Source organism: Hymenobacter sp., assembly GCF_036388155.1.
Taxonomy (GTDB): domain Bacteria; phylum Bacteroidota; class Bacteroidia; order Cytophagales; family Hymenobacteraceae; genus Hymenobacter.
Map to the genome: position 1 here is coordinate 17,678 of NZ_DASVSI010000080.1, position 10,025 is coordinate 27,702.

Consider the following 10,025-nt stretch of genomic DNA (forward strand, 5'->3'; position numbering starts at 1 on the left):
TAAACCGGCGCCCGCATTAGGCGGTGGCCGGCTGCTGCGTCAGGCTTTTGGCCTCGATAAAAATGCGTTTAAAATCCGGATATTCCGTCCGGATGGCCGCTTGCAACTGCTCCACGGCCTGGGCCACCTCGTCGTAGCTCAGGTGCTCGGCAAACTCCACGTTGATGGCCAGGATGAGGTCGTTGGGGCCGAGGTACATGGTGAGCGGCGTGCGGATGTGGCGCACGTTGGGCTGGGCGCGGGCAATGCGCTCGAGGCCGGCCAGGGTGTCGGCGTCGGCGCCCTGGCCCACCAGCAGGGCCTTGGTGCGGCCCACCAGAAACACGGCCACCAGCATCAGCAGCAAGCCAATGGCAATGGACGCGGCCCCGTCGAAGTAGGGGTTGTTGAGCTGATGACCCAAAAACACACCGGCCAGCGCCAGCAGCAAGCCAATGAGGGCCGCCAGATTTTCCATCACCGACGCAAAAATTGCGGGGTCCTTGCTGGTGCGCAGCAGCTTCACAAAGCCCACTTTGGCCGCGGCCTGGCTCATTAGGGCCTTCACCGAGAGGTACATGGCAAGGCCCTCGAACAGCAGCGAAACGCCCAGCACGATGTAGTTCCAGCCCGCGTCCTCAAGCGGCTCGGGGTGCTCGATGTGCTTGATGCCTTCGTAAAACGACATGCCGCCGCCGATGGCAAAAATCAGCACCGCCACAATCAAGCCCCAGAAATACAGCTCCTTGCTGTGCCCGAACGGGTGCTCGGCGTCGGCCGGGCGCTGGCTCCGGTGCACGCCGTAGAGCAGCAGGCCGCTGTTGCCGGTGTCCACCAGCGAGTGAATGCCCTCGGAAAGCATGGCTGAGGAGCCGGTGAAATACGCCGCCACAAACTTGCTGATGGCAATGGCGGTGTTGGCGGCAATGCCACCGTAAAGGGAAACTTTTGATGCGTTAGGGTTGGCCATAGGTAGGGTGTAGGGGTGTTAGCACGCCGAAGAACGGGCGGAAAAGGCGGACGCGCGGCGCCCGGCCGAAGCTTGGTGCCGCCCCGTGACCCACCCCAGCGGTTTTGGGGTTCAGGCAGAGACGCTTCGGCCGGGCGTTGGCCGTTTGCCTTGTTCACGCGCGACTTTTTGCCTCAGCTCGTGGCGGCCCTGCCCACGCGCTCCTTCTCGCTGATGGCTTTGGTTTCCACGAAAATGCGCTTGAATTCCGGGTGCTTGGCCCGGATGGCGTCTTGTAGCGTGTCCACGGCGCGCTCTATTTCGTCGGCCGACAGGCGGCTTTCGAACTCCACGTCCAGGGCCAAAATCACGTCGGCCGGGCCCAGGTACATGGTGAGCGGGGCGCGCATGTACTGCACGTTGGGCTGAGCCTGCACAATGCCCTGCAGACTGGCCAGGGTTTCGTCGTCGGCGCCCACGCCAATCAGCAGGTCCTTGGTTTTGTAGATGAGAAAGATGGCCACGCACACCAGCAGCGTGCCAATGCCAATGGAAGCCGCGCCGTCGAAGTAGGGGTTGTTCAGCTTATGCCCAAAATACACGCCTACCAGCGCAATGAGGAGGCCCAGCAGCGCGGCCAGGTCTTCGAGCAGAATGGCAAATACTGCCGGGTCTTTGCTGCGTTTCAGGGTTGCCCAGAAACCCTGGTCGCCACGGTCGGCGTTGAAGGCTTTGAACGCGAGAAAGCACGAAATGCCTTCGAACGCCAGCGAGAGGCCCAGCACCCAGTAGTTCCAGGTGGGGTCGGTGATGGGGGCGGGGTTCTTCAGGTGCTCCACGCCTTCGTAAAACGACATGCCACCGCCCACCGAGAACACCAGGATGGCCACAATGAGGGCCCAGAAATACAGCTCCTTGCTGCGGCCAAACGGGTGGCGCTTGTCGGGCGCCTTGGTGCTTTGGTGCACGCCCAGCAAAATCAGGAAGCCGTTGCCGCTGTCTACCAGGGAGTGAATGCCTTCGGAGAGCATGGCCGAGGAGCCGGTGAAATACGCCGCCACGAACTTGCTGACGGCAATGGCAATGTTAGCCCCGATGGCGCCGTAAATGGCAAATTTTGAAGAAGAAGCAGTCGAACTCATGCCAGACTTTACGCAGCTGGCCCGGCCGGCGTTGGCCCGGCTACGGCCAAAGCAGGGCGCTAGTCGGCCCCGTAGTGCACTACGGTGGAGCTTGGGCTACGCTTAAGCTGCCGGCTGAGCCGGGCTGGTGGCCGGATGCCCGGTGAGGGAAGACGCCTCAATAAAAATTTGCTTAAAATCGGGGTACTTGGCTTTGATGGCGGTTTGCAGGCGTTCGACGGCTTGCTCCACTTCCCCGGCCGTGAGGTGGTCTTTAAAAGCAATGTCGAGGGCCAAAATGCCGTCGGCAGGGCCCAGGTACATGGTGAGCGGGGCCTTGAGGCGCACCACGGCGGCGTCTTGGCGGGCCAGCGCTTCGAGGCTCTGCAGCACTTCGGCGCTGGCGCCTTCGCCTATCAGCAGGCCTTTCGACTCCTTCAGCATGAAAACGGCCATGCCCACCAGCAGTACCCCAATGGCCATGGAAGCCGCGCCGTCGAGGTACAGGTTGTTGAGCAAATGCCCAAAGAAAATGCCAGCCAGCGCAATGACGAGGCCCACCAGCGCCGCCAGGTCTTCGAGCAAAATGGCGAACACGGCCGGGTCGCGGCTGGAGCGCAGGGCCTGCCAGAATCCTTGTTCGCCCTGGGTTTTGCGGAATTCGCGGTACGCCAGCGAAGAGGCCACGCTCTCAAACACGATGGCCAGCCCGAGTACCCAGTAGTTCCAGGTGGGGTCGGTGAGGGGCACGGGGTTCTGGATGTATTGGTAGCCTTTGTAGAGCGACATGCCGCCGCCCACTGCGAAAATGAGCACCGCGACGATGACCGTCCAGAAATAGATTTCCTTGCTGTAGCCGAAAGGGTGGCGCTCGTCGGCGGGCCGGGCGCTGCGGTTCATGCCGTAGAGGATGAGCACCCCGTTGCCACTGTCGACCAGCGAGTGTATGCCCTCCGACATCATGGCCGCGCTGCCGGTGAAGGCCGCCGCCACAAACTTGGACGCCGCAATGGCCAGGTTGGCCCCGATAGCGCCATAAACAACGATTTTGGAAGAACTGCCAGCCATCGGGAAAGAATGAAGAATGCGTGAAGAGTTGTCGGGCTTACGAACGACAGTGAAAGAGGTTGGAAGGGCCGTAGCGCGGACTTTTAGTCTGCGAGTTGGTGCCAAAGCCGTCGCGGACTAAAAGTCCGCGCTACTTTCGCCTCATGTCCCAACCTTCTCTACAGCGCCGCTTGGGCCTGGTGCAAGCCACCGCCCTCAATATGATTGACATGGTCGGCATCGGCCCGTTTGTGACGCTGCCGCTGGTGATGGGCATCATGGGGCCCAACTTCCTACTGGCTTGGCTGGTGGGCGCCGGGCTGGCCCTGGTCGACGGCCTGATTTGGAGCGAGCTAGGGGCTGCTTACCCGGAAGCGGGCGGTTCGTACCGCTTCCTCAAGCTGGCGTATGGCGAGCAGAAATGGGGCCGGCTGATGTCGTTTCTGTACGTGTGGCAAACATTGGTGCAGTCGCCGCTGGTGCTGGCGTCGGGCGCCATTGGCTTTGCGCAGTATTTCGGCTACCTCGTCCCGATGACCGAATGGTGGCAGCCCAAGCTGGTGTCGGGCGCCGTGGTGCTGCTGCTCATCGTGCTGCTGTACCGGCGCATCGAGGACATTGGCAAGCTGGGCGTCATGCTGTGGGTGGGCGTGCTGGGCCTCATGGGCTGGCTGATTTTTGGGGGCCTCACGCACCCCAACCACGAAGTAGCGTGGCTGCCCTCGGGCGGCGTGTCGGCGCTGCCGGGCGTGCTGCTTTCCGCGGCCATGGGCCAGGCCGCCATCAAAACCATCTATTCCTACCTGGGCTACTACAACGTGTGCCACCTGGGCGGCGAAATCGTGAACCCCCAGCGCGTCATCCCGCGCAGCATTTTCTTCAGCATTCTGGGCATCATGGCGCTGTACTTGCTTCTCAATTGGAGCGTGGGCACCGTCATTCCCTGGCAGGAAGTGCAGAACTGGCAAGCCGCCGGAACAGCCGGCGTGGCCGACAAGTCGCAGTTCATCGTCAGTGTCTTCGTCGAGCGGCTCTACGGCGTAGGCGCTGCGCAGGCGGCCACGGCGCTGGTGCTGCTGGTGGCGTTTGCGTCCCTATTTGCGGTGTTGCTGGGCTACTCGCGCATTCCCTACGCGGCCGCCGCCGATGGCGAGTTTCTGTCCATCTTCGGCCGGCTGCACCCCACCAAAAACTTCCCCCACGTGTCGCTGCTGATTTTGGGCGGAGTCGGGTTCGTGTTTAGCCTGCTATTCCGCTTGGGCGAGGTGATTACGGCCATTCTGGCCATGCGCATCCTCGTGCAGTTTGTGGGCCAGGCCGTTGGGCTGATGCTGCTGCGCCGTCGCCGAGGCACGGCGTCGCTGCCTTTCAAAATGCCGCTGTACCCGCTGCCGGTCATCATTGCCATTGCGGTGTGGCTGCTCATCTTCTACAGCACCGGCGCCAAGTTCATGCTCTCCGGCCTCGCGGTGATAGTGCTGGGCGTCATCGTGTTTGTGCTGTGGAGCCGCCGGCTGGGTAGGTGGCCGTTTGAGAAGAATTAGGGTTGTTGCTTCCGTCTAAATAGTGCTATTCCGGCAATGTATCAGGTGGATTTTGACGAGCGCCATAAATCAACAAAAAGGTCACTTCATTTTCCGTGACACGGTAAATCAGAACGTAATCGCGTCGAAAAACGGCTCGCCGGTAGTCACGGTCAGGGTGCTGCGGAATGTGGTGCCGAGGGTAGGCGTGTGGAAAAGCTCCTATAACGTCGCAAGCAAAATCGACAATGGCTGAACTCAGCTGGCGCCCCTTTGCAGCCTCTGCTTGACCCTGATACGCCTGAATAGCTGCCAGCCCGTCCAGAAAAGTTTCGGTCAAATTGACCGTACGAGCTGTTTCGCTCATATACCCAGGCGCTGACGAGCCTCAGCAAAGGAGAGCCGCGGTTGGGCATCAGCAGCGGCTATTTTGGCCGCGAGTTCCTCCTCCGAATTCGGCTGCCAAGGTGCGGCAACAGCAAAACGAATAACGTTACGCTTTGATAAAGCCTCTAAAATTGCCGCTACCATCTCTTCATCGGCCGGGGTCAACACATCGAGCGTGTACGTTTTCATGACTCAATTTACACCAAACCGCCGGCCGGGGTTCACCCAAGCCGCTTTTCGTAGCAAAAGAACCGCAGCCCCGGCCGGAAGCCCAGCGTGATTTCGCCGGCGAACCGATACCCCAGCTTCGGGAAGAGCCGCTGCGTGGCCGCGTTTTCCGAGTTGGTGTCCACGCGCAGTGTGCGGAGGCCTTGCGCCACGGCTTGCCGCTCGGCTTCCTCTAGCAGTGCCGCGGCGATGCCTTTGCCCTGGGCGGCGGGGTCCACGGCCAGGCGGTGCGTGACCAGGGCCGGCTCGGTCACGTCCCAGTCGGCTTGGGCATATTCTTCGTCCTGGTCTTGGGTGAGGGCGGCCACGCCGGCCAGCGCGCCATCCAGCTCGGCCACCCACAGCTGGCATCGTTTGATGTCTGCGGTGAACACGGCTTCGTTAGGATAGTCGGCCGACCATTGGAAGTTGCCGCTGGCATGCATCAGCGGCACCACCCGCTTCACTAAGGCAAGTATGGCGGGTACATCGGCGAGGGTGGCGGGGCGAACAAGGAGCATAAGGCCGGCAAATTACATTCGGAACCGCACGCGTTCTGCCCAAAAGCGCGGTTCTCCCGGCCTCAGCACAAAAAAGGGCCGCCTGGATAAGGCGGCCCTTTTTGCGTCAGCACTAGTAGCAACGGGCCGTACTACCTCGCCACTACCAGCCGCTGCACGCTTCGCTCGTTGCCCTGTAGCACCACCACGGAGTACACGCCGGCGGGCAAATGCCGCAGGGGCAGTTTCAGGTCGTGCCAGCCCACGGTGAGGGCTTGGCCAAGCCCGCCCACGCGGCGACCCAGCGCGTCGTACATGTCCACGCGGGCTTCCTGGGCCACCACTGCCTGCACGCGCAGGGTTACGGTCTCGTGGGCCGGGTTGGGGTAAAGCTGCACCTCAAAGGGCCGATTTCCCCGGGCACTGAGTGCCGGGGCCCGCTGGGTTCCGCTTGATGCCCGGAACAGGGCCGAAGCCGGAACGCTGGTTTTGGCCAGGCCCGGTCCAGCGTAGCTCACGTTCAGCACTTCGCCCCCGTTGCGCTCAAAAAACGTAACCGTCACGGCGTGCAGTCCCGCTTGCAACCCGATGGTGCCCGCGGCCTCCTCGGGGCCGTGCAGCCCGTCGTTGTTCACCACCACTTGGCTGCCGATGGCGAGGCGGGAGCCGTCGTCGGAAGTGGTATAAAAAGTATACACTCCATCAGCCGGCACCCGCACGTAGCCCGTGTACCGGAACCCGAAAAGCTCATCACGCAGGCGGGGCGCCAGACTGAAGCTGCCCACCGTGCCGCTGGCAGCGGGTGTCAGAGCGGCGAAGTTGGGCAGCACGTCCCAGGTGCCCTCGTAGTAGCTGTAGTTCAGGCCCGCCACGGGGCTGGCAGGGCCATCGGGGCTGCGCAGCGCGGGCCCCGCGCTGGCCCGCCGCAGGGCACTGGCCGGTACTGCAGTTTTGGCCAAGCCCGGGCCGGCCCAGCTCACTTCAAGCACTTCGCCGCCGCCCCTCTCAAAAAAGGTAACCGTAACGGCGTGTACCCCAGCCTTAAGCCCAATGGTGCCCGCGGCTTCTTGCGGGCCGTGTAGCCCGTCGTTGTTCACCACGAGCGTCGAGCCGATGAAGAGTTGGGAACCGTCGTCCGAAGTGGTATAGAAGGTATACTGGCCATCGGCCGGCACGGTGACGTAGCCCGTGTACCGGAAGGCGAAGTCTTCGTTGCGCAGGCGGGGGGCCAGGCTAAAGCCCGCAACGGTGCCGCCAGCCGTTGGCGTGAGCGTCCCAAACGCTGGCAGGGCGCTCCAGCCACTGCCTTCGTAGTAGGCATAGTCCAACCCCGCAGCGGTGTTGGCTGGGTTTTCGGGGGTGCGCAAGGTTGTGCCGGCATCGTTGGTCACCGCAAACGTGACGGTGAGCGGCGTGCCGGCGCTGCCGCCCGCTCCGCTTTGCGTGTAGGGCGTGGCCGTGAGCGTGTGGCTGCCCACAGTTGGCGTCCAAGCATTGAAGTTAGGCGTGCCGCTCGGGGTCAGGCCATTGTCGCCGGCCAGGGCGTAGGGCAAGCTGCTTTCCACCCGGTAGTTGGCGTTGCCGTCATAGCCGAAGCGAACGCTGCCCACCGTGGCCGGGTTGGTATTGGCCCGGATGTTTAGGTTGCGGGTGGGCAGCGTGGCCAGATTGAGCGTCGCGCCATTGGGCAGCGGGTCGTAGCCGGCAATGGGCAAGTCGGTGTCGGCGTTGAACAGCGTGAGCGAGGTCACGGCTTGCGCCGGGGCGGTCACCGCCCGGTAGGTGGCCGTGTAGGCGACATCGGCCGTGGGCGTGGCCACGGTTTGCGTTTGCGTCCCGCCATTCGACCACGACACAAACTCGTAGGTCACCCCGTTCACCGTTTGAGGCGAAGGCGCTCCGAGCGCCCGCAGGATGCCTTCCACGCTCAGCACCGCGGCGGGCGTGGCCTGCGGCTGGCCATCAAGCGTGAGCTGCAAGCCCGCCGGGCTGGTGGCGAGGCTGATGGTAGACTTCTGCGGCAGAATGTCGCGATAGGTCGTGGTCTTCAGGCCACCCGCGTCGGTCACAGTCAGAATGAGACGGTAGAAGACGTTTTCGGCTGTTTCGCCGGTGTTGGGAATGGCAAAGGTGCCGGTTTTGGCGCCTTGGTTAAATGGCGTGCCGTCGTGCACGTGGGTGTCGTGGTGAAAATCGACCTGCCACACAAACGCACTGGCGGGCAACGTGCCGTCTTCCGCATCGGTGGCGCTGCCCGAAAAGGAAATGGTGGTGCCCGCCACGTAGGTGGTGCCGCTGGCAGGCGTCAGAATCTGGGTCGTGGGCGCCGCATTCGGCGCCGTGACGGTGAGGGTGGCGGCGTTGCTCGTGGCCGAGCCCACGCCATTGGTCACCACGGCGCGGTACTGGCCGGCATCAGCCGCCGTCACGCTGGCCAGGACGTAGTTGCTGGCCGTGGCACCGCCGATGTTCACGCCGTTTTTCTGCCACTGGTAGCCGAGCGGGGCCGAGCCGCTGGCTCCCACCGTGAACGTGGCCCGCGTGCCCGGCGCTCCCGACACGTTCTGCGGCTGCGACGTGATGACCGGCGCGCTGGTCGAGGCCGTGTACACGATTTTCCAGAGGGAAGAGCCGTTGCGGGCCAGGTAGTACAGGTTGCCGTCGGGGCCGGTTTGCAGGGCCAGGGCGTCGCCGGGCATGGCGGTGGCAAACGGCGAGCGCGGCGGGGGCGTGGTGCTGCTATTGGGGTCGATGTAGTTTATCCACTTGCCGCAGTAATCTTGGTAGAAATACTTGCCCACGTACGACGCCGGGTAGTTGGTGCTGGCCGGGTTGAAAAACGTGCCGCCCGTGATGGAGCAGCCCGTGCCGTCGGGGAAACCGCTTTGGTGCGGATAGGCGAACAGGGGCGCCGTTTGCCCCGCCTGCACGGTGTAGCCCTCCGAGGAAGGCCAGCCGAAGTTGCGCCCGCCCACGCTGGCGTCGTTCAGCTCTTCCCAGCTGCTCTGCCCCACGTCGTTGATGATGAGGCGGCCCGTGCCCGGCTGTACCGCGAAGGTGAACGGGTTGCGCAGCCCGTAGGCCCACACCCGCTGGCGCTGGGCCGAGAGGCCGCTGCCCACAAACGGGTTGCCGCTGGGCACCGAACCGTCGGGGTTGATGCGCAGAATTTTGCCGTGGTAGGTGTCCAGGTTTTGGGCGAGGGCGCCGTTGGCGTTTTCGCCCACGGCCACGTACAGCTTGCCGTCGCGGCCGAAATGCATGGCCCCGCCGTTGTGGTTGGTGGCGCTGCTCAGCGGGTCGAGGTTGAGCACCACGGTTTCGCTGCCGGGCACGGCCACGTCGCCGTTGGCCGTGAAGCGGCTGATGCGGTTGTTGGCCCCGCTGGCCACCGTGTAGTAGAGGTACACGTAGTTGTTGCTGGAAAAATTAGGGTCGAAGGCAATACCTATCAGCCCCCGCTCACCGCTTGAATTCACGCTCAGACTCACAAACGGCGTGGGCAGCAGGCTACCGTTTTTCACGACGCGCAGAACGCCGTTCTGCTGGCAGGCGAAAATGCGCCCGTCCGGCGCAAAAGCCATGGCCGTGGGGCTACTGATGCCGCTGCTGACCAGCGTTGCGCTGAAGCCCGCGGGTAACGTCTGGGCCTGAGCCGACCAGGTGAGCAACAGCCCCAGCAGCACCAGAATGATGGAGAAGCTGCTTGACGCTGGGCGCGGCCACCGGCCGCGCGTCTGAGAAGGGGTGATAGATGTTTTCATGGAAGGAGAGTGAAGTGGTGAATTCAACCGACACGCCCGAGAAGGCGGTCTTGCGGGGTAATTATGGCAAGCCATCAAATCAAACCATAGGCAAAAGCAAAAAAGGTGGAAATACTTGGACAATAGGCTGCTACAGATGGGTTTATCATATCTGCATGGCCTATGTATAATAATTGAATTTAGCTTTTTAGATGCGCTAGGCCACCCAGGGGCGCGTGACTTTTTTGTGAACACGGCCCCAGGTATGCTCAATGGCCTGTAAGCGCCTAAAAAAATTTGGACATAAAAAAACGCGCCGGGTAGGGCGCGTTTTTTGATTAAATAAATCCCGGGAATAGTTGAATAAAACCCGGCGGTACTAACCTCGGCGCAACACGGCTGCCGCCTCTTTGGCGAAGTAGGTCAGGATGGCGTCGGCCCCGGCGCGCTTGATGCTGGTGAGCACTTCCATCATGGTTTTTTCGCCGTCGAGCCAGCCGTTTTGCGCGGCTGCTTTCACCATGGCGTACTCGCCGCTCACGTTGTAGGCCGTCACGGGCAGGTGCGTG

General features: G+C 62.6%; 8 protein-coding genes and 1 pseudogene. 1 reads left to right on the plus strand and 8 read right to left on the minus strand.

All coding sequences use genetic code 11. The features are described 5' to 3' along the window. Positions 1-16 precede the first annotated feature (16 nt). From VF629_RS11605 to VF629_RS11615, 3 genes are all read right to left on the minus strand, one after another. Complete coding sequence (locus VF629_RS11605) at positions 17-949, minus strand: cation diffusion facilitator family transporter (protein ID WP_331058645.1); 933 nt, start codon at positions 947-949, stop codon at positions 17-19. A gap of 173 nt (positions 950-1,122) precedes the next feature. Next, positions 1,123-2,070 (minus strand): cation diffusion facilitator family transporter, encoded by a 948-nt coding sequence (locus VF629_RS11610; RefSeq protein WP_331058646.1) that lies wholly within the window; start codon positions 2,068-2,070, stop codon positions 1,123-1,125. A 102-nt stretch (positions 2,071-2,172) separates the two neighbouring features. Continuing rightward, positions 2,173-3,117 carry a cation diffusion facilitator family transporter gene (locus VF629_RS11615; RefSeq protein WP_331058647.1) on the minus strand — a complete coding sequence of 315 codons (945 nt, stop codon included), beginning with the start codon at positions 3,115-3,117 and terminating at the stop codon, positions 2,173-2,175. Between the two features lie 143 nt (positions 3,118-3,260). On the opposite strand from VF629_RS11615, the gene VF629_RS11620 reads away from it, so the two are divergent. Beyond that, entirely contained in the window at positions 3,261-4,640 is a 1,380-nt protein-coding gene (locus VF629_RS11620) for an APC family permease (protein ID WP_331058648.1), read from the plus strand. Positions 4,641-4,665: 25 nt separating this feature from the next. Here VF629_RS11620 and VF629_RS11625 read toward each other — a convergent pair whose 3' ends face one another. The 5 genes and pseudogenes from VF629_RS11625 to VF629_RS11645 all read right to left on the minus strand — a co-directional run. Continuing rightward, positions 4,666-4,986: a type II toxin-antitoxin system RelE/ParE family toxin gene (locus VF629_RS11625; protein ID WP_331058649.1), complete on the minus strand. Its 321-nt coding sequence runs from the start codon at positions 4,984-4,986 to the stop codon at positions 4,666-4,668. Further along, positions 4,983-5,195, minus strand: a complete 213-nt coding sequence (locus VF629_RS11630) for a hypothetical protein (protein ID WP_331058650.1) — start codon at positions 5,193-5,195, stop codon at positions 4,983-4,985. The genes VF629_RS11625 and VF629_RS11630 overlap by 4 nt, the downstream gene beginning before the upstream one ends. Before the next feature lie 32 nt (positions 5,196-5,227). Continuing rightward, the gene (locus VF629_RS11635; RefSeq protein WP_331058651.1) at positions 5,228-5,734 is read right to left on the minus strand and encodes a GNAT family N-acetyltransferase; all 507 of its coding nucleotides are present in this window, start codon (positions 5,732-5,734) and stop codon (positions 5,228-5,230) included. Positions 5,735-5,865: 131 nt separating this feature from the next. Further along, positions 5,866-9,477 carry a PQQ-dependent sugar dehydrogenase gene (locus tag VF629_RS11640; protein WP_331058652.1) on the minus strand — a complete coding sequence of 1,204 codons (3,612 nt, stop codon included), beginning with the start codon at positions 9,475-9,477 and terminating at the stop codon, positions 5,866-5,868. A gap of 358 nt (positions 9,478-9,835) precedes the next feature. Continuing rightward, positions 9,836-10,025 (minus strand): annotated as a pseudogene (locus VF629_RS11645) (porphobilinogen synthase); the annotation flags it as partial.

Excerpts from the sequence above, each read along its gene's own strand:
- VF629_RS11605 (WP_331058645.1), bottom strand. The coding sequence starts at position 949 with ATGGCCAACCCTAACGCATCAAAAGTTTCCCTTTACGGTGGCATTGCC.
- VF629_RS11635 (WP_331058651.1), bottom strand. The coding sequence starts at position 5,734 with ATGCTCCTTGTTCGCCCCGCCACCCTCGCCGATGTACCCGCCATACTT.
- VF629_RS11640 (WP_331058652.1), bottom strand. The coding sequence starts at position 9,477 with ATGAAAACATCTATCACCCCTTCTCAGACGCGCGGCCGGTGGCCGCGC.
- VF629_RS11625 (WP_331058649.1), bottom strand. The coding sequence starts at position 4,986 with ATGAGCGAAACAGCTCGTACGGTCAATTTGACCGAAACTTTTCTGGAC.
- VF629_RS11610 (WP_331058646.1), bottom strand. The coding sequence starts at position 2,070 with ATGAGTTCGACTGCTTCTTCTTCAAAATTTGCCATTTACGGCGCCATC.
- VF629_RS11615 (WP_331058647.1), bottom strand. The coding sequence starts at position 3,117 with ATGGCTGGCAGTTCTTCCAAAATCGTTGTTTATGGCGCTATCGGGGCC.
- VF629_RS11630 (WP_331058650.1), bottom strand. The coding sequence starts at position 5,195 with ATGAAAACGTACACGCTCGATGTGTTGACCCCGGCCGATGAAGAGATG.
- VF629_RS11620 (WP_331058648.1), top strand. The coding sequence starts at position 3,261 with ATGTCCCAACCTTCTCTACAGCGCCGCTTGGGCCTGGTGCAAGCCACC.